This window comes from Paucilactobacillus nenjiangensis (assembly GCF_005405445.1).
GTDB lineage: Bacteria > Bacillota > Bacilli > Lactobacillales > Lactobacillaceae > Paucilactobacillus > Paucilactobacillus nenjiangensis.
In genome coordinates this window covers 1-17153 of record NZ_BJEB01000019.1, presented here as the reverse complement: position 1 = coordinate 17153, position 17153 = coordinate 1, and the positions used below count along the sequence as shown (strand labels likewise).

The 17153-nt window shown below is 38.4% G+C and carries 20 protein-coding genes; 12 read left to right on the top strand and 8 right to left on the bottom strand.

Features of this window, described 5'->3' with window-relative positions; all coding sequences use genetic code 11:
• Positions 1 to 94 precede the first annotated feature (94 nt).
• The 3 genes from FFM59_RS04340 to FFM59_RS04330 all read left to right on the top strand — a co-directional run bounded on the left by FFM59_RS04340 (position 95) and on the right by FFM59_RS04330 (position 3562).
• The gene (locus tag FFM59_RS04340; protein ID WP_137601823.1) at positions 95 to 919 is read left to right on the top strand and encodes a transporter substrate-binding domain-containing protein; all 825 of its coding nucleotides are present in this window, start codon (positions 95 to 97) and stop codon (positions 917 to 919) included.
• Positions 920 to 942: 23 nt separating this feature from the next.
• Positions 943 to 1632: an amino acid ABC transporter permease gene (locus tag FFM59_RS04335; protein ID WP_137601822.1), complete on the top strand. Its 690-nt coding sequence runs from the start codon at positions 943 to 945 to the stop codon at positions 1630 to 1632.
• Positions 1633 to 2374: 742 nt separating this feature from the next.
• Positions 2375 to 3562: an ABC transporter substrate-binding protein gene (locus FFM59_RS04330; protein ID WP_371858076.1), complete on the top strand. Its 1188-nt coding sequence runs from the start codon at positions 2375 to 2377 to the stop codon at positions 3560 to 3562.
• Positions 3563 to 3855: 293 nt separating this feature from the next.
• On the opposite strand, the gene FFM59_RS04325 is transcribed toward FFM59_RS04330, so the two are convergent.
• Genes FFM59_RS04325 through FFM59_RS04315 form a run of 3 tightly spaced genes read right to left on the bottom strand, consistent with a single transcriptional unit; the run spans position 3856 to position 5101 of the window.
• Positions 3856 to 4203 (bottom strand): fluoride efflux transporter FluC, encoded by a 348-nt coding sequence (locus FFM59_RS04325; RefSeq protein ID WP_137601820.1) that lies wholly within the window; start codon positions 4201 to 4203, stop codon positions 3856 to 3858.
• Positions 4203 to 4724, bottom strand: a complete 522-nt coding sequence (locus FFM59_RS04320) for a fluoride efflux transporter FluC (RefSeq protein ID WP_137601819.1) — start codon at positions 4722 to 4724, stop codon at positions 4203 to 4205. The genes FFM59_RS04325 and FFM59_RS04320 overlap by 1 nt, the downstream gene beginning before the upstream one ends.
• Positions 4721 to 5101 carry an iron-sulfur cluster biosynthesis family protein gene (locus FFM59_RS04315; RefSeq protein WP_137601818.1) on the bottom strand — a complete coding sequence of 127 codons (381 nt, stop codon included), beginning with the start codon at positions 5099 to 5101 and terminating at the stop codon, positions 4721 to 4723. The genes FFM59_RS04320 and FFM59_RS04315 overlap by 4 nt, the downstream gene beginning before the upstream one ends.
• Positions 5102 to 5328: 227 nt before the next feature.
• On the opposite strand from FFM59_RS04315, the gene FFM59_RS04310 reads away from it, so the two are divergent.
• From FFM59_RS04310 to FFM59_RS04280, 7 genes are all read left to right on the top strand, one after another.
• On the top strand, positions 5329 to 6516 hold the full coding sequence (locus tag FFM59_RS04310; protein ID WP_137601817.1) for an ABC transporter substrate-binding protein: 1188 nt from the start codon (positions 5329 to 5331) through the stop codon (positions 6514 to 6516).
• Between the two features lie 234 nt (positions 6517 to 6750).
• Positions 6751 to 7620 carry a branched-chain amino acid ABC transporter permease gene (locus FFM59_RS04305; protein ID WP_170175929.1) on the top strand — a complete coding sequence of 290 codons (870 nt, stop codon included), beginning with the start codon at positions 6751 to 6753 and terminating at the stop codon, positions 7618 to 7620.
• Between the two features lie 9 nt (positions 7621 to 7629).
• A complete protein-coding gene (locus FFM59_RS04300) occupies positions 7630 to 8592 on the top strand; it encodes a branched-chain amino acid ABC transporter permease (protein WP_170175928.1) in 963 nt (320 codons plus the stop codon).
• A gap of 1 nt (position 8593) precedes the next feature.
• Complete coding sequence (locus FFM59_RS04295; RefSeq protein ID WP_137601814.1) at positions 8594 to 9370, top strand: ABC transporter ATP-binding protein; 777 nt, start codon at positions 8594 to 8596, stop codon at positions 9368 to 9370.
• On the top strand, positions 9370 to 10080 hold the full coding sequence (locus tag FFM59_RS04290) for an ABC transporter ATP-binding protein (protein WP_137601813.1): 711 nt from the start codon (positions 9370 to 9372) through the stop codon (positions 10078 to 10080). Before FFM59_RS04295 ends, FFM59_RS04290 begins: the two co-directional genes overlap by 1 nt.
• Before the next feature lie 5 nt (positions 10081 to 10085).
• A complete protein-coding gene (locus FFM59_RS04285; protein WP_137601812.1) occupies positions 10086 to 10706 on the top strand; it encodes a CBS domain-containing protein in 621 nt (206 codons plus the stop codon).
• Between the two features lie 162 nt (positions 10707 to 10868).
• Positions 10869 to 11822, top strand: a complete 954-nt coding sequence (locus FFM59_RS04280; RefSeq protein WP_137601811.1) for an alpha/beta hydrolase — start codon at positions 10869 to 10871, stop codon at positions 11820 to 11822.
• A gap of 29 nt (positions 11823 to 11851) precedes the next feature.
• On the opposite strand, the gene FFM59_RS04275 is transcribed toward FFM59_RS04280, so the two are convergent.
• On the bottom strand, positions 11852 to 12328 hold the full coding sequence (locus FFM59_RS04275) for a glutathione peroxidase (RefSeq protein WP_137601810.1): 477 nt from the start codon (positions 12326 to 12328) through the stop codon (positions 11852 to 11854).
• 75 nt (positions 12329 to 12403) lie between these two features.
• Between FFM59_RS04275 and FFM59_RS04270 the strand changes: the two genes are divergently transcribed.
• Entirely contained in the window at positions 12404 to 13285 is an 882-nt protein-coding gene (locus tag FFM59_RS04270) for an RluA family pseudouridine synthase (RefSeq protein WP_137601809.1), read from the top strand.
• A gap of 29 nt (positions 13286 to 13314) precedes the next feature.
• Positions 13315 to 13929: a hypothetical protein gene (locus tag FFM59_RS04265; protein ID WP_137601808.1), complete on the top strand. Its 615-nt coding sequence runs from the start codon at positions 13315 to 13317 to the stop codon at positions 13927 to 13929.
• A 57-nt stretch (positions 13930 to 13986) separates the two neighbouring features.
• Here FFM59_RS04265 and FFM59_RS04260 read toward each other — a convergent pair whose 3' ends face one another.
• From FFM59_RS04260 to FFM59_RS04245, 4 genes are all read right to left on the bottom strand, one after another.
• On the bottom strand, positions 13987 to 14949 hold the full coding sequence (locus FFM59_RS04260; RefSeq protein ID WP_137601807.1) for a 2-hydroxyacid dehydrogenase family protein: 963 nt from the start codon (positions 14947 to 14949) through the stop codon (positions 13987 to 13989).
• Positions 14950 to 15204: 255 nt separating this feature from the next.
• A complete protein-coding gene (locus FFM59_RS04255; RefSeq protein WP_137601834.1) occupies positions 15205 to 15540 on the bottom strand; it encodes an AzlD domain-containing protein in 336 nt (111 codons plus the stop codon).
• Positions 15530 to 16234 (bottom strand): AzlC family ABC transporter permease, encoded by a 705-nt coding sequence (locus FFM59_RS04250; protein WP_137601806.1) that lies wholly within the window; start codon positions 16232 to 16234, stop codon positions 15530 to 15532. Before FFM59_RS04250 ends, FFM59_RS04255 begins: the two co-directional genes overlap by 11 nt.
• 80 nt (positions 16235 to 16314) lie before the next feature.
• Positions 16315 to 17103 carry a PhzF family phenazine biosynthesis protein gene (locus tag FFM59_RS04245; RefSeq protein WP_225420290.1) on the bottom strand — a complete coding sequence of 263 codons (789 nt, stop codon included), beginning with the start codon at positions 17101 to 17103 and terminating at the stop codon, positions 16315 to 16317.
• Positions 17104 to 17153 lie beyond the last annotated feature (50 nt).

Here is a 17153-nt window from a genome sequence, read left to right as displayed (position 1 = left end):
TGAAGATGTCATATCATAATTACATTATAAAAAAACATTCGGTTTTATTCATAAATAACCGTATTATTGGATATTTACTTAGGAGGAACGGTATATGAAACATTTGAAAAAGAGTTTATTAGTCGTTGCAGGCCTGGCATTACTGACAATTGGATTAGCAGGTTGTAGCAGTTCATCAGATAATAGTGTTAAATCTATTAAGGACAAGGGTACGTTAGTGATGGGGACATCAGCTGACTATGCACCGTTCGAATTTCCAATCGTGAAAGATGGTAAGAAGACTATCACTGGTTACGATGTTTTCATCGCTCAACAAATCGCCAAAGATATGGGCGTTAAGTTGAAGATTACCAACACTGAATTCCCATCATTGATCACTGAGTTGAAGAATAAGAAAGTTGATATTGTCCTTGCCGGAATGGTTTCAACCGATGAACGTAAGAAACAAGTCGCTTTCTCTGACAGTTATTACAAGGTTGAAAATGTGTTGTTAGTTAATAAAGCTGACGAAAACAAATTTGGTTCAGTTTCTGCTTTAAAGGGACTTCAAGTTGGAGCACAACAAACCACTACTCAAGAATCAATCGCTAAGAAACAAATTAAAGTTGCCACGACAGTTACAGAAGCTAATGCTAACAGCTTAACCACTGAATTAACTCAAGGTAAGTTGGCTGGTGTGGTTCTTGAAAACGAAATTGCTGACAATTATGTTAAACAATATCCAGAGAAATATGCCATCGCTAAGGGTGTTAAATTAGATACTCCTAAGTCACAACAACATATTAATGTTGCCGTTCGTAAAGATGACAAGAAACTATTGAAACAAGTTAACAAAACAATCAAAGAACTTAAGAGCAACGGCAAGATGGATACATTCTTAGCTAAAGCTCAAGATTTACAAGCCAAGTATGGTAAATAAAATTAACTAGTAGGGGGAATTAGATGTTTAGCTTTTTAGGACATTACTATCCATTGTTCTTAGATGGAACAGCATTAACAATTATTATTTCAATTATCGGGGTTTTGATTGGTATCGCCTTGGGGTTGTTGATTGTGTTGATGCGATTGTCAAAAGTCAAAATCTTCCAATGGATTGCGAAGATTTATGTCGCAATCGTACGTGGAACCCCTTCAATGATTCAAGTTATGCTGATTTATTATATACTTTCGAAGGCACTACCAATCCCACAAGTTGAATTCTTGGGATCGGGTCTTGATCGTGTCATCCCTGGTTCAATTGCATTAGGAATTAATTCTGGTGCATACGTATCTGAAATTTTCCGTTCAGGAATCATTTCAATTAATCGTGGGCAAACTGAAGCCGGAATGTCACTTGGAATGAGCAGTCGTCAGACGATGTTTTCAATTGTCTTACCTCAAGCAATCCGTAACCTTTTACCAGCTTTAGGAAACGAATTTATTACCTTGATTAAGGAATCTTCAGTATTATTCTATATTGGGGTTCAAGAAGTTACCGCACAAGCACTTGGTGTTGGTGGAACCTTGTACGATTTCGTACCACCACTGATTGTTGCCGCCGTAATCTACTTCATCTTGACCGGTGTAATGTCACTCGCTATGACTTATGCTGAAAAGCATATGGGTGATAAGTATATAAGAGCTACAAATTAAATTAATAGAGTGCTTTTCACCACGGGCATTCATGAGTATTAACAGAAAAATTAAGTATGGTTCGCACTATGAACTGTGCTTAATTTTTTAGTTAAACGGAGTGAATGGTGGTGAAAAGCCGATTTAAGATTGGATGAGCATGATTAGTCAAATACGGATAAAGATGAAATCGAGTATGGTTCGCACTATGAACTGTGCTTAATTTTTTTGTTAGGGATGATTAATTAAATTAAGTTAGTCAAAAAAACTATTTTAATCTAAAATTTGTTCGAATATTTTGGCTTGAAGTTATCCCTTGGTAACAAAGAACTTAGAGCAATTTCAAGGCTGTGGAAAAATAGCAAAATGAAAAGAAGATTAAAATAATATTAGAAAAACTGTTGACTTACTTTAGAATATTATGTATCCTAATTTCAACACTTAAACTTTGAAAGGGAGCACACATATTATGAATAAACAAATGCACACAAACACACATACAAGCTCCCTACAAAATTTAGCCTTATTATTAAGCAACTAGGACCTGACGTATTGAGAAGTATTCAATATAGTTAAGCCCTTATTTCCGTTTAATAATGAGGGTGATAACACGCAATCAATCAACCTCATTGAAATTTCAATGAGGTTTTTTTACGCAATGAAAGGTGGATCGAGGTCAAATTTCGGGTAAAACATATAACAATTTCCAAACAAGATACTTAAACATAACGTGCATTTGAATACATACACATAGGAGTGGAAGATTATGAAAAAGTTTATGAAGGCAGTTACGATTTTTAGTGCCATTGCGATGGTAAGTACAACATTGGCAGGATGTTCATCAGCCAAAAACGAAGGTAACGATGCAGGTAAGACAATTAAGATTGGTGTCAATATGGAACTTTCTGGTGCCGCAGGAGCTTATGGTCAAGCTGAAAAACAAGGAATTGAATTGGCCGCCCAAGAAATTAATAAAGCTGGTGGTATCAAGGTTGGTAAGACAAAGAAGAAAGTTCAAATGATTTATCGTGATAACAAAACTAGTACCACCGACTCAGCATCAGTTGCTTCAAAATTGGTTAATAATGACAAGGTCGTTGCAGTAATTGGACCCGCAACTACTAATGCCGGAACTGCTGCTATTCCAAATATTACCAAAGCTAAAGTAGCAGCCATTAGCCCTTCTGCTTCAGATTATAAATATACATTGCAAAAAGATGGTTCAGTTCAACCTTATGTTTTCCGAACTGAATATCAAAACAACTTCCAAGGTAAAGTTGTTGCCAACTTTACGAACAACACTTTGAAAGCAAAGAAAGTAGCCATTATTGCTGACAAATCAACCGATTATGCAACTGGTTTGACAAAAGAATTTAAGAAAGACTTCAGGGGTAAGATTGTTCAAACTGAATACTACACTGCTGGTGATAAGGACTTCAATGCTACATTGACTGCTCTTAAATCAAAAGATTTTGATGCAATTTACATTCCAGGATATTATTCAGAAGTTGGATTGATTGTTAAACAAGCCCGTCAAATGGGGATTAACCAACCAATCGTTGGTACTGATGGTATGGCCGATCCTAAGTTGATCCAAATAGCTGGTAAAGAAAATGCTAACAACGTTTACTACACAACTCCATTTTCTAAGATTGCCGCTGCTAGCGACAAGAAAGCCTCAAACTTTATGAAGAACTATCAAGCTAAGTACAACGAAGAAGCTCCAACGTTCTCAGCACTTGGTTATGACACAGTTTACATGGTTAAGAAAGCTATTGAACAACAAGGTTCAGCAAACTCAGTTAAGATTGCTAAAGGACTTGCTAAAATTAAGAACTTTAAGGGTGTAAGTGGAACAATCTCTATTGATAAGAAACATAATCCACAAAAGACCATCTCAATTGAAGAAATTCAAGGTGGCAAAGTTACAAAGGCTTATAAAGTTAAATAATTAAAGAACAGAGCGCGACACATCACGGTTAGCTGACGTGGTATAAGTAACCAGCCCGGCTTGATAGTGGTTTGCTATCAAGCCGGGCTGGTTGCTTATACAATAGTCAGTTGAGATGTGGAGCGCGTTTCATAAAGTGTGTGAAAGCCCTCGGTAAAGTATGAGGATTAACATAATGATTTAATTTTCGGACTTGGAAAAATAAATCATTGAGTTAACCGGAATAGTTTGATGGCTTGAACATGATTACTCAGCTGAAAAGCTGGCTGCTTATACAATCTAAAGTTGAATTATTACCTCACCATAACTAATACGACAATTAAACCGACTAAGTAGGTTAGAAATCCATATAGTAAACAAGTTAATTTGTGATATTTCCAAAGTAGAATCATTTCATCATTAAAAGTTGAAAGGGTGGTGAATCCACCGATTACACCAACTGAGATCAGCGTATTAGTCGTTGTATCGGGTAGATAATAAAAAATAAAGCCCATCAGTAATGATCCGACAATATTGATTAAAAAGGTCACGACAGGGAAATATAGTTTACTAAAAAATGAACTGTGACTAAATACATCCATGCAAACGAGCCGGAGACACGCACCGACACCTGAGGCCATACCTACGTAAATAATTAACATTAGAAGACCTCCAGTTTTTGTAATAAGCGTCGGCTTACCTTGCGCCCAGTCAAATTCATTAGGAGACTACCAAAAATAGTACAAAATAAGTAAATTGCAAAAAACGCCAATTGATGGTGAACAACCAATTTAATTGCGTCTAAGTTAAATGTGGAGAAGGTGGTAAATGATCCGATTAATCCGGCACTTAACCCAGTGGCAACCGTTGAACTGAGTGCGAAGCGCTTAGGAATGTAATCGACCATAATCGAAAAAAAGAAGCATCCAATGATGTTAATTAAGAGAGTACTGAATGGAAATCCATTGGGGGCGACAATCAATAATTCCATCAAATAACGCGCACCACCACCGATGATACCGAATAAGAAAACTGCTATGTATCGTTTGATTGTAATCACACTTTCGTAAGCATTAATAACATTGAGTTTACTAGTATTTGCATCAATTGTAAATACGGTTAGTTTAGAGAAATTTTGAAGTAAAAAAGCTGATTGATGATAGACCGCACTATCATCAATCAACTTACTAAAAAAACTTTTCTACTATAATATTCACGTAAATCTTGTAATTGTAGATTATCTTCAATCGTTTCACTATCATCAGAGAGAGTTAGCACGTTGAAGTTACTTTGGAAAGCAATCTTCAAGTTGTCACTCAAAAATTCCTTTGAGTAGCTCTTGTAGTAAATAGGGCCAGGCTCTGAATCATATTGGCCGTCATAATCTTTCTTATCCATTTTGTCAGTAATTAAAATAAAATCAAATTCAATTTGCAAAGCGACGAGTCCGTGATGTGAGTATGGACCAACACCATCAGCATAACTTAATAGCATAACCGTGTGATCATCTAATTTAGGCTTAATCTTGTTAAGAGCATCTTCAGTGAATTTTATTTCCATACAAATCGCCTCATTTCTTTATTTACTCACAGTATAGATAAAACCCTTTCAAAAATACATTAATACACCTTATGAGAACTTTTCTCATAAATGAATATTTATTGTGTAAAATCACCAATATTCTGTGAATTTTGTTTGACGGCCTTGGTATAAGTGTGGTAAATTATTAAAATTAGATTAGAACATTTCAACTTTTTTTAATTTTACATGTGGAGAGGTAGATTGTTATGCATAGAAAAAAATTTTTTGCAGCGTTAGGGACGATTGCGCTTGCAAGTACGTTAGTTTTAGCTGGATGTAGTAGTAGCGCCGGTAGTAGTGGTAATAAACAAACTGGTAATACTATCAAACTGGGTGGTAACTTTGAACTTTCTGGAGCCGCCGCACAATATGGCCAAGCCATGGAACGTGGGACTAAGTTAGCCGTTGAACAAATTAACAAAGACGGTGGAGTTAAAGTTGGTAGTAAGAAATTGAAGATTAAGTTGATTCAAAAGGATAACAAATCTGATAACTCAACCGTTTCTTCTGTTGCAACTGATTTAACCACTAAGAGTAAGGTTAATGCAGTCGTCGGACCAATTACTTCCGGTGCTGGTTTAGCTGCTATTCCTAACTATACTAAAGCCAAAGTGCCATTCATTACACCCGGTGGGACACAAGATTCATTGACACTTCAAAAGAGTGGTAAGGTACAACCTTATGTCTTCCGTTCATGTTTTGAAGATAGTTATCAAGGTAAGGCTTTAGCTAAATATGCATACAATACTTTGAATGCTAAGAAAGTTGCCATTTTAGCTGATAAATCAACAGATTATGCTCAAGGATTAACGAAAGCATTTAAGGCTGAATACAAAGGTAAAGTGGTTACCACAGAATATTACCAATCTGGTGACAAAGACTTTAATACTTTGTTGACTAAGATGAAGAATAAAGGCTTCGATGCCATCTTCGTTCCTGGTTACTATTCAGAAGCCGGTTTGATTATCAAACAAGCTCGTGAAATGGGTATTTCAACTCCAATCTTGGGTGCTGACGGATTTGCCGATCCTAAACTTGCTAAGATTGCTGGTACAAACAATACCACCAATGTTTACTACACGACCCACTTTGATACATTGGCTAACACCGATGCTAAAGCAACTAACTACATGAAGGCATTCAAGGCTAAGTACAACGAAGATGCTGGTACATTTGATGCCTTGGCATACGATGCAACATACATGATCAAGGATGCAATTGAATCTGAAAAATCTGCTGACTCAACTAAGATTGCTGATGGATTAGCTAAGATTAAGAACTTCAAGGGTGTCACTGGTACAATCACCATGGATAAGAACCATAACCCACAAAAACAAGTTATCATCACCAAAGTTGATAATGGTAAAGAAGTTAGCGCCACAGCAGTTAAGTAATATGAGAATGTAACATAAAGTTCTAATTGACAAAGTTTTAAAAGTCACCAATATGTCGATTTTAGATATAGTTGACTGGACATCGTAATGAAATGAAGTGCGGTAGGGATGGTATTTTGGATGAACGGGTGAATGAATGATTTTCCAAAGTAATTTGGACGTTCGCAAATGCAAAATAGTAATTCTGAACCGCACTTTTTTTAAACAAGATAGGAAGTGACAATCGTGGATACAATTCTTCAACAACTAGTAAATGGGCTTTCGCTAGGTAGCATTTATGCCTTGCTAGCTTTGGGTTACACAATGGTTTATGGAATCATTAAATTGATTAACTTTGCGCACGGTGATATCTACATGGTTGGCGCCTTTTGGGGATACTATGTAATTAATCAACTTCACTTTAATTTTTGGTTAGCGCTGATTTCAGCCATGATTTTCTGTGGTCTGTTTGGTGTTTTGGTGGAATGGTTAGCATACCGCCCACTACGTAATTCACCTAGAATTGCTGCTTTGATTACAGCGATTGGGGTTTCATTTTTACTTGAAAATGGGATGGCATATTTGTTTACGTCAAATGTCCGGAGTTTCCCACAAGTCATGCACGTAGTTCGTTACCATTTAGGTGGCGTTAGTATTTCGAATATCCAACTATTAATTTTGGTGGTCTCAATTGTTTTGATGGTCTTACTACAATTAATTGTTCGTAAAACTAAAATGGGTAAGGCAATGCGCGCTGTGTCAGTGGATCCAGAAGCTGCACAGTTGATTGGAATTAACATTGATCATACGATTTCATTTACTTTCGCACTTGGCTCAGCCTTGGCTGGGGCTGCCGGAGTTATGATTGGACTTTACTATAACTCTATCGATCCGTTGATGGGGATGACACCAGGTATTAAAGCCTTCGTTGCTGCCGTACTTGGTGGAATTGGTTTAATCCCTGGGGCTGCGATTGGTGGCTTCGTTATTGGCTTACTCGAAACAATTATGCAGGCGTTGGGCTTTTCAGCCTTCAAAGATGCGGCCGTTTATGCCGTACTGATTATTATTTTGTTGATCAAACCTGCTGGGATTCTAGGTAAGAAAATTAAAGAGAAAGTGTAGGTGACAAACATGAAAAAAAATCTCAAATACAATTTGACCTGGCTTGTGCTCATGGTTGTTGGCTTCGTTCTCATTAATGTATTGGAATTTGGCGGTATTATTGATGCGTTAGGTGAACAAACTTTAGTTACCATCGGAATTAATATTATCCTGGCGACTGGTTTGAATTTGATTATTGGCTTTTCAGGCCAATTCTCACTTGGTCATGCTGGGTTTATGGCCATTGGAGCATATGTCTGTGCCTTGATTACCACCTCAATTGCAACACCAATGGGGATGGTGATTGGAATGATTGCCGGAGCTGCAGTTTCGGCTTTGGTTGCCTTGATCGTTGGGATTCCAACGTTGCGTTTGGATGGAGATTATTTGGCAATCGCCACAATGGGTGTGGCTGAAATTATCCGAATTATTTTGAATAACTTGAAAATTACTAATGGTCCTGCTGGACTATACAACATTCCATTGCTTGCAACATGGCCAGTAGTCTACATAATGGTTTGTTTAACCACGTTGTTGATTGTTAATTTGATTCATAGTCGTGATGGTCGCGCAATTATGTCAGTTCGTGAAAATGAAATTGCTTCTGAATCTATGGGAGTTAATACGACCAAATGGAAAGTTATCGCCTTCGTTGTGGGAGCTGCTACTGCTGCCATTGGTGGTGCTTTGCATGCCAATTACATTCAAACAATTGCCCCAACAGATTTCGGAATCATGAATTCAATCAATATTCTGATTATCGTGGTGCTTGGTGGAATTGGCTCAATTACAGGGACCTTCGTGGCAGCTGCTGTCTTGGGTGTGCTGGATTTAGTACTCCAAAACTTTGGGACATTACGGATGGTGATTTACTCACTAGCACTCATCTTGTTGATGGTCTTTAAACCATCTGGCTTGTTGGGCACTCGTGAATTATCAATTCGTAAAATTTTTAACAAGTTTGGACATTCTAAGCAAAAGGGGGATGCCTAAGATGAGTTTATTAGATGTAAAAGAAGTTACGAAAACTTTTGGTGGTTTGACGGCCGTTTCAGATGTCACGATGCATTTGGAAGAAAATGAGTTGGTGGCATTAATTGGCCCAAATGGGGCAGGGAAAACGACCCTCTTTAATTTGCTGACCGGTGTGATCACTCCAACAGAAGGGGTAATTGCCCTTCAAACGGATAATGGTTTACAAACTTTGAATAAAGTTAAACCGTATAAAGTGGCGCAAGCGGGGTTGGCACGGACCTTTCAAAATATTCGTCTGTTTAAAGAATTGACGGTTTTGGATAACGTGTTAATCGCGATGACCGCGAAAAATAAAGAAGGCTTTTTGGAAAGTATTTTCCGGTTACCATCGTTTTATCGAAAAGAAGAAGCGCTGAAACAGCAAGCAGTCGACCTGTTGAAAATTTTTGGCATGGAAGATCAACTTGACGTTTTGGCAAGTAATTTGCCATATGGTGCACAGCGTCGTTTGGAAATTGTGCGCGCACTCGCAACTAAGCCGAAGATTCTATTCTTGGATGAACCCGCTGCCGGGATGAATCCAGAAGAAACAGCTGACTTGACCCGACTAATTCGTCAAATTCAAAATGATTTTCATATCACCGTGCTCTTAATTGAACATGATATGTCATTAGTGATGGACATCGCCCAACGGATTTACGTTTTGGAATACGGTAAACTCATCGCCGAAGGGACACCTGCTGAAATCCAACAAAATAAACGAGTAATTCAAGCTTATCTAGGAGGTGACGACTAATGTCATTATTAAAAGTTGAAGATCTATCCGTCAACTACGGTGTCATTCAAGCCGTCAAGGGTGTTAATTTTGAAGTTAATGAAGGCGAAATTGTTTCATTGATTGGAGCCAACGGAGCCGGTAAAACGACTATTTTGAAGACTATTTCAGGAATTTTAAAACCAGCCGGTGGTAAAATTTACTATGAAGACCGTGAAATTCAATCAGAAAAATCAGAGAAAATTGTGTTAGGCGGAATTTCGCAAGTACCAGAAGGCCGGCATATTTTTCCTGGCCTAACCGTGATGGAAAACTTGCAAATGGGTGCATTTTTACGCAAAGATAAGGCCGCCTTGAAAAACGATTATGATGCAGTTTTCTCACGCTTTCCGGTGTTATCTGAACGTAAAAATCAAGATGCCGCGACACTTTCCGGTGGTGAACAACAAATGTTGGCCATGGGTCGTGCTTTAATGGCGAAACCTAAGCTAATTTTGCTGGATGAACCATCGATGGGTCTCGCTCCCATTTTCATTAATGAAATCTTTGATATTATCAAAGAAATCCAGAAACAAGGCACCACAGTGTTATTAATCGAACAAAATGCATCAAAAGCACTTTCAATTGCTGACCGCGGGTATGTGCTAGCCACTGGTAATATTTTAATGACTGGAACTGGTGAAGAATTATTGGCAAATGAAGATGTTCAAAAAGCATATCTAGGAGGATAACAATCATGAGTGTAGCAGATTTTATGACCACGGATTTAGTGACAATTCGACCAGAAACTCGAATTAATGATGCAGTTGATTTAATGAAAAAACATGATATTCATCGATTACCAGTCGTTGATAATGGGAAATTGGTCGGATTAGTGACTGAAGGGATTATCCAACGTGCATTACCTTCAGAAGCAACCAGCTTATCAGTTTATGAAGTGAACTATTTACTGAATAAAACGACCGTTGATGAAATCATGGAAAAAGATGTGCGGACAATCAAGTCTTCATCTGTATTGGAAGAAGCCATTTATCAAATGTGTAAAAACAATATTGGCGTATTGCCAGTGGTTGATGATGGTCATTTGACTGGTATTATTACCAACAATGATATCTTTGATGCTTTCTTAAACGTTGCTGCTTATGGTAATGGTGGTACTAGTGTGACTGTCCATGTGCCAGCGCAAGAAATTGGTTTTTTAGCTAAGGTATCAGAAGCTTTAGCCAGCCATAAATATAATATTTTAAGCTTATTCGTTGTTAAACAAGGCGATGCGAAAGCAATTGAACTACACGTTGACTCTGAAGACGAAACTGGTGTTAAGAATGCTTTGAAACAAGCCGGTTTAGAAGAATAATGACTATGTAAAAGTTTCCTAATGATAGACACATCAGCTATCGTTGGGGAACTTTTTCTGGGTCTTCCTAAACCATTCTTAAGTACTTTTAAAACTTTTTGTGCTAGAATATTGGGATACATAAATTTTAATGTACAACGTTTTATGGCTAGGAGAATTATTATGGGGAAAAAGACAAATTTGACAAAAATTGCAGCGCCAGTGATTCTTGCTGCCGGAGTTGCGACGGTCTCGGAAAAGTTGTTTTCGTTTGTATTTGATCGGGTAGATAAAGTACCTGCAACTTCTGCAGACAAGCAACAGTACGCCGAAAGTTATTTTGATGGCGTTGATTGGTTACATGATCAACCTGATACCGAGCAATGGCTTTTAAATGCGAATAATAAAAGTAAACGCCTGACTTCGACTTATGTGCCAGCAGAAGTTAGGACAACTGATACGGTCATTATCGCTCATGGCTATAAAGGTAACGGTGAAACGATGTCCAGTTATGCCCGGATGTTTCATGAATTAGGTTATAACGTATTGTTACCTGACAATCGGGCTCATGGGAGCTCAGCCGGTAAATACATTACTTTCGGTTGGTTAGATCGCTTAGATTATTTAAATTGGATTGATAAAATTATTGAAAAGAATGGTCGAAATTCACGCATTGTTTTATTTGGAGTTTCGATGGGTGGTGCCACGGTGGAAATGGTCAGTGGGGAAACATTACCTGAACAAGTTCGAGCTATTATTGCCGATTGTGGCTATTCCAACATTGGGGATGAACTCAGTTATTTATTGAAACGGACTTTCCATTTACCTAAATATCCATTTGTACCAGCGGTTAATTTGATTAATCATCGTCGCCAAGGGTTTGACTTGAAGAGTGTCTCTTCAGTCGATCAATTAAAGAAGAACACCCGACCAATTTTCTTTATTCATGGTGAAAAAGATGTTTATGTGCCCGCTGAAATGTTAAACGAAAACTTTGCAGCCACATCTGCACCTAAAGAAAAATGGTTAGTACCCAACGCGACACATGCAGAAAGTTTTTGGATTAATCCAGAAGAATATAAACAACATGTTGATGCCTTTTTAGATGAATATTTAACTTATCAACCAGCAAAGTAAAAGGAGACTCCTGACGGAATCTCCTTTTCTTATTGAATTTCAGATATTGCTTGTTGAATATCAGCTTCCATTTTCAATGGAGTAGTAGTTGGTGCGTAGCGATGAATTAAATTCCCATCTGGACCAATCAAAAACTTGGTAAAGTTCCATTTAATCCGACCATGACCAGATTCAGCCTTTAAATAGGTATATAGCTGATCTTCGTCATCTCCATTCAACACGACTCGTTGCGTAATTGGAAAAGTTACGCCAAAATGAATTTGACAGTATTCATTCGCATCGGCATCAGTTTTGAGTTCTTGATGAAATTGATTGGAGGGAGTACCGATGACAACTAGTCCTTGTGCTTGGTACTTTTGGTGTAATTCTTCAAGTTCTTTCAGTTGAGGTGCAAGTCCACATTTACTGGCGGTGTTTACCACTAAAACAACCTTGTTTTTAAAATCGCTAAAATTGATGGGTTTGCCACTAATTTCAGTTTCTGAAAAATCATAAATATTATTCATATGTGCAGCCTCCTTATGTATACTTAGAGTATAGCAAATTTTGAAAACAATCGCACACGATAGAAAAGAGAAATTATGGCAGAATATCAATGGAAATATGAAGGTGACAAACCAATCACCATCAAAAAGTTTATGTCTCAAGTCGGGTTAGGTCATCGGTTACTAGCGGATATTAAATATGGCGATGGTGTGTTTAGAATGAATGCCAAAGTTGAACCAATTACAACCATCATTGAACCAGGTGAAGTAGTAACGTTGGTGACTAATCCTATTCCGGAAGATCCTGAGGTCAAGGTTAGTGATGAACCAATCGAGATTGTTTATGAAGATCAAAATTGGTTAGTCGTTAATAAACCAGCTGGATTGAGTTCAATCCCGGGTCCGACTAATTCAACGGATACCTTGTTAAATCGTGTGAAAGGCTATTTAATTCAATCGGGAGCCACTGATTTACGTCCCAGTTTAATTATCCGTTTAGATCGATTTACTTCGGGGATTGTGTTGGTCGCTAAAAATCGCGTCTCACAAAGTATGATTTCACATCAAGTTGAAAATCACGAACTAGATAAACGATATACCGCCATTGTGAGTGACCATTTGGAACTAGACCATGACGTGATTGATCATCCAATTGGTAAGGTGGAAGATTCTCCAAGACGAGTTGTACGACCAGATGGAAAAACAGCGCAAACAGAGTATTGGGTTAAATCTACCGGTGAAGATTGGACAGAGGTGGAAGTTCAATTACATACCGGTCGAACTCATCAAATTAGGGTGCATTTTACCCATTTAGGTCATCCGTTATTGGGTGACGAATTGTATGGTGGCCCACAAACTTTGATTCAACGACAAGCCTTGCATGCCCAATCTTTGAGCTTTACGGATCCATTTACGCACGAACAAAAAGTCTTTAAAGTTGCTTTACCAACCGATATGAGCGATATTATACATGATTAGTATAATTGCTTTATTCGGGAGGATAAATCATGAAAAGCAGGATAATTGGCTTATTGGTCATTGTATTAAGCGTTGGAGTATTAACCGGTTGTACCAGTTCAACTAGTGATAAAAAGAGTGCCGATAGTTCAACGAACTCGTCAAAAAAGGTCACTAAAAATAGCAGCTCGAATACTTCATCGTCAAGTTCAAGCGAAGAACCGGTCGTGGATGCGGAGGGTAACGAAAAAGTCGCTTCACCTGAAGAAATCCGGGGTACTTGGTATGGATATAATTATGATGGTACCCAAATTGATACTATCTCAATTGATCAGTATTCTATGCAAACTAGCTTTAGCGGCCAAGCAAATACAACCTATTTTTACCGCAATCCTAACGATGCCTCTTTTCAAGTTCAACATGAAGATTGGGGTCGTGCGTTGGACGTGAATGAACCAGCGCACGGACTACATTTCTTTAATATTCGTGGCTGGCAACAAACTGCTGGTGACGGCCAATCCTATGCCGGACATACTGAGGACGGCCAAGCTGTTTTAGTTAGTGCTAGTGGAGCTGGATATTGGACTGACGCAGTCTACTTTAAGACAGAAGCCTTAGCTAAACAATATAAAGGACAAAAATTCGCAGATTTAGTTTATCAATAAAATAGTGCAAAAAAAGGGGATGCAAAGTTTATTTTGCATCCCCTTTAGCGTAGCTAATTATTTATTTACAATATATTTTGGTGCGGCATCTTTTGAAACACTCACAACATTGTCAGCAACGATGGTACCCATTGCATCACGAGCTTCAACGGTTGCATTACCAATATGTGGTGTGATAATCACATTCTTCAACGCTGCTAAACCGTCGGCGATTTGAGGTTCATGTTCATAAACATCTAAAGCAGCGCCAGCAATTTCACCGGTCTTTAAGGCTGTGACAATTGCAGCTTCGTCAATGATAGGCCCACGACCTACGTTGACGATGGCAGCAGTCGATTTCATCTCTTTAAAGACGGAAGCATCAAATTGATGGAGATTATCTTTGGTTTGTGGAGCGTTGATACTGATGAAATCACTGGTATTGATTAGTTCATTAAATGAGACATATTTAACACCAAGTGCACGTTCTTCAGGATCTGACAATTGATGTGGTTGCCAGTATTGCACATCCATCGACATCGCACGGGCTTTCTTCGCAACTTCACGACCAATGCTACCTAAGCCAACAATCCCTAATGTTTGACCGGCAATTTCACGGCCTAAGAAGTAGAGAGGTGACCAACCAGGGAAGCCAGTGGTTCTCATTTGGGCATCACCTTCAACGATTCGATGGCTTAAGGCAAGTAGTAATCCAATTGTCACTTCGGCTACGGAATTCGTTGAAACCAATGGAGTATTGGTGACGAAGATGCCTTTTTCTTTGGCATATGCAGTATCGATGTTGTTAAATCCGGCACCGAAATTAGCAATAATTTTCAGTTTCGGAGCAGCATCAATAATTTCTTTGTCAACCTTCGTTGATAGGGCGGTAATTAAAAAATCAGCGTCGGTGACGGACGATAATAATTCGTCATGTGAGATCAATGAGTCACCAGAATAAACTGAAACGTCAATGTTGGCGTCTTGTAATTTTGAAACGGTAATTGCTGGTAATTTTGCTGATAAGAAAACTTTACTCATAATAATTTCCCCTTTGAATAAATTATGTCTACACTTGAAGTATAAAACGCTTTCATGATTAGTACAAGGCACTTTTTAGACAAAAAGCAAGAATCAGCATTTGCTAATTCTTGCTTACATATTTAAATGAAAAATATTTTACATACCAAGATGGAAAAAGCTGACTAGTGCCATTTGAAATACGTGGTTTTTGCGTTAGTTCAATGGACATCGACAGTTTAATTCAAATCAGTTATTGATCCGCACAAGCACCTATTACATACCAAGATGAAAAAATCTGACCAACGCCATTGATACAATTCCCACGACACAAATTATCATCAAACTTTTAGAAATGATGGCCGCCGCAAAAGTTGGAATTGAGGCTAACATTTGTGGCCATTGAATTGTTGCCCATTGTCCAGGCTTAAAGACTAGTACGTTTTCAATAAAGAGTGCGGCCATAATGGCCACTGGTACAAATGACAGAAATCTAATCACTGGTTTAGGAATCGTAAAGTTTTTGACGAGAATGAATGGTACAACTCGAGATAACCAGGTGACGATGCCACAGCCTAAAATGGTCAAAAAAGTATAAGTATTAATCTCCATTTTCAATCACCATCCCCGCAAAGCACGCTGTCAGTGCTGATAATAGTAATGCAATTTCAGTATTCAAAAAGCGTCCATAAATAATAAATGAAATGATGACGACCAGCACGACTGAGAATTGCACCGATAGCTTGCGGCGTCGATCACTAATCATTTGCAAGTAGAGTAAGCCAATAAACATGGCAACAATTGCAAAATCAAGGCCTAAAGTTTTTGGGTCAGAAATTAATTTTCCGGCCAAGGCACCAACTAAACATGATAGGCACCAGACAGAATAAGCAATCACGTTTGTGGTATTAAACCATTTTGAATTAAGTTTGCCATGCGTGACGGCAGCTTTATTCATCCCGAGCGCAAAGGTTTCGTCAGTCAACAGCGAGCCAATCGCAATGTTGGCTTTTAACGATTCATTTTTAAAATATTGAGCCATGGACGTACTCATCAAAATCATGCGCGAATTGATTAGAAAAGCTGACATGATGATGGCTGGAATGGGACTGCCGCTGACAATCATGGTGGTAATGGCGAACTGAGCGGATCCAGCATACACAATCAAACAAAGTAACGCTACGGTTAATAAACTGAAGTTAGATGTTTGGGCAACAACCCCGTATGCCACACCAACTCCTATGTATCCAAGCAAAGTGGGAATAACATCTTTGACACCTGCTTGGAAGGTTATGTCAGAATTCATATGTGATCTCCTCAATAATGAATGTCGATAGTTACGATAATAACACAATTCTAATCGAATTTTAATTTAAATTTTGAGTTTTAAACTTGTAAATCGGCAATTGAGTATAAAGCTGCATCGCCAGCTAATGTTGTGCGGTCACCCAAGTATTCACAATATAATACGCCAGATCTTGCTGAAGCTTGGTAGGCAGTGAATTTGGCTTGTTTTAATTTGTGCGCCCACAATGGAATGATATGACAGTGGCCACTTCCACAAACTGGGTCTTCATCCACCGCTAACTTTGGTGCAAAAGAACGAGAAATGGTATCGTACTGCGTACCTTGTGCAGTGACATGTAATAATTCGCCATTCAACTGTTTGATTTTGGCTAAGTCAGGTTTGAGATTGATGACCTGGTTTTCATTTTCCAAGATACAAACTAAATCCCGGCCCATATAGGCTTCAACGGGGGTGACACCAATCGCTGAAATCATTGCATCAGTCACTTCTACTGGTGTTAAATCGTATGAAGGAAAGTTCATGATAAAACGACCATCATCCATAGTAACGGTTAACTGGCCACTAAGGGTATCGAATTTAAAACTCGTGGCTTCTGGTTCATAAAATCGGTGCAAGACGAAAGCCGTCGCTAAGGTCGCATGACCACATAAGTCAATTTCTCCACCTGGTGTAAACCAACGGAGGTGATAAGCAGCACCCGTCTTGACTGCGAAAGCTGTTTCGGATAATTTATTTTCATTGGTGATGTTCTGCATTAATTCGTCATCAATCCATTCATCTAAAATACAAATAGCGGCTGGATTTCCTTTGTGAACTACTCCGGGAATAAATTCCCGGGCTTCTAGGAACACCGCATACTTGCCTATCACTCTTTGAATGATACGTAGAGGTTACGGCTTTTTACTAAGGGCTGTTC

Bases quoted from the DNA above. Each gene is read 5' to 3' on its own strand.
- FFM59_RS04250 (WP_137601806.1), bottom strand. From the start codon at position 16,234: ATGAATTCTGACATAACCTTCCAAGCAGGTGTCAAAGATGTTATTCCC.
- FFM59_RS04285 (WP_137601812.1), top strand. From the start codon at position 10,086: ATGAGTGTAGCAGATTTTATGACCACGGATTTAGTGACAATTCGACCA.
- FFM59_RS04280 (WP_137601811.1), top strand. From the start codon at position 10,869: ATGGGGAAAAAGACAAATTTGACAAAAATTGCAGCGCCAGTGATTCTT.
- FFM59_RS04325 (WP_137601820.1), bottom strand. From the start codon at position 4,203: ATGTTAATTATTTACGTAGGTATGGCCTCAGGTGTCGGTGCGTGTCTC.
- FFM59_RS04340 (WP_137601823.1), top strand. From the start codon at position 95: ATGAAACATTTGAAAAAGAGTTTATTAGTCGTTGCAGGCCTGGCATTA.
- FFM59_RS04295 (WP_137601814.1), top strand. From the start codon at position 8,594: ATGAGTTTATTAGATGTAAAAGAAGTTACGAAAACTTTTGGTGGTTTG.
- FFM59_RS04265 (WP_137601808.1), top strand. From the start codon at position 13,315: ATGAAAAGCAGGATAATTGGCTTATTGGTCATTGTATTAAGCGTTGGA.
- FFM59_RS04300 (WP_170175928.1), top strand. From the start codon at position 7,630: ATGAAAAAAAATCTCAAATACAATTTGACCTGGCTTGTGCTCATGGTT.
- FFM59_RS04275 (WP_137601810.1), bottom strand. From the start codon at position 12,328: ATGAATAATATTTATGATTTTTCAGAAACTGAAATTAGTGGCAAACCC.
- FFM59_RS04310 (WP_137601817.1), top strand. From the start codon at position 5,329: ATGCATAGAAAAAAATTTTTTGCAGCGTTAGGGACGATTGCGCTTGCA.
- FFM59_RS04315 (WP_137601818.1), bottom strand. From the start codon at position 5,101: ATGGAAATAAAATTCACTGAAGATGCTCTTAACAAGATTAAGCCTAAA.
- FFM59_RS04290 (WP_137601813.1), top strand. From the start codon at position 9,370: ATGTCATTATTAAAAGTTGAAGATCTATCCGTCAACTACGGTGTCATT.
- FFM59_RS04260 (WP_137601807.1), bottom strand. From the start codon at position 14,949: ATGAGTAAAGTTTTCTTATCAGCAAAATTACCAGCAATTACCGTTTCA.
- FFM59_RS04255 (WP_137601834.1), bottom strand. From the start codon at position 15,540: ATGGAGATTAATACTTATACTTTTTTGACCATTTTAGGCTGTGGCATC.
- FFM59_RS04335 (WP_137601822.1), top strand. From the start codon at position 943: ATGTTTAGCTTTTTAGGACATTACTATCCATTGTTCTTAGATGGAACA.
- FFM59_RS04270 (WP_137601809.1), top strand. From the start codon at position 12,404: ATGGCAGAATATCAATGGAAATATGAAGGTGACAAACCAATCACCATC.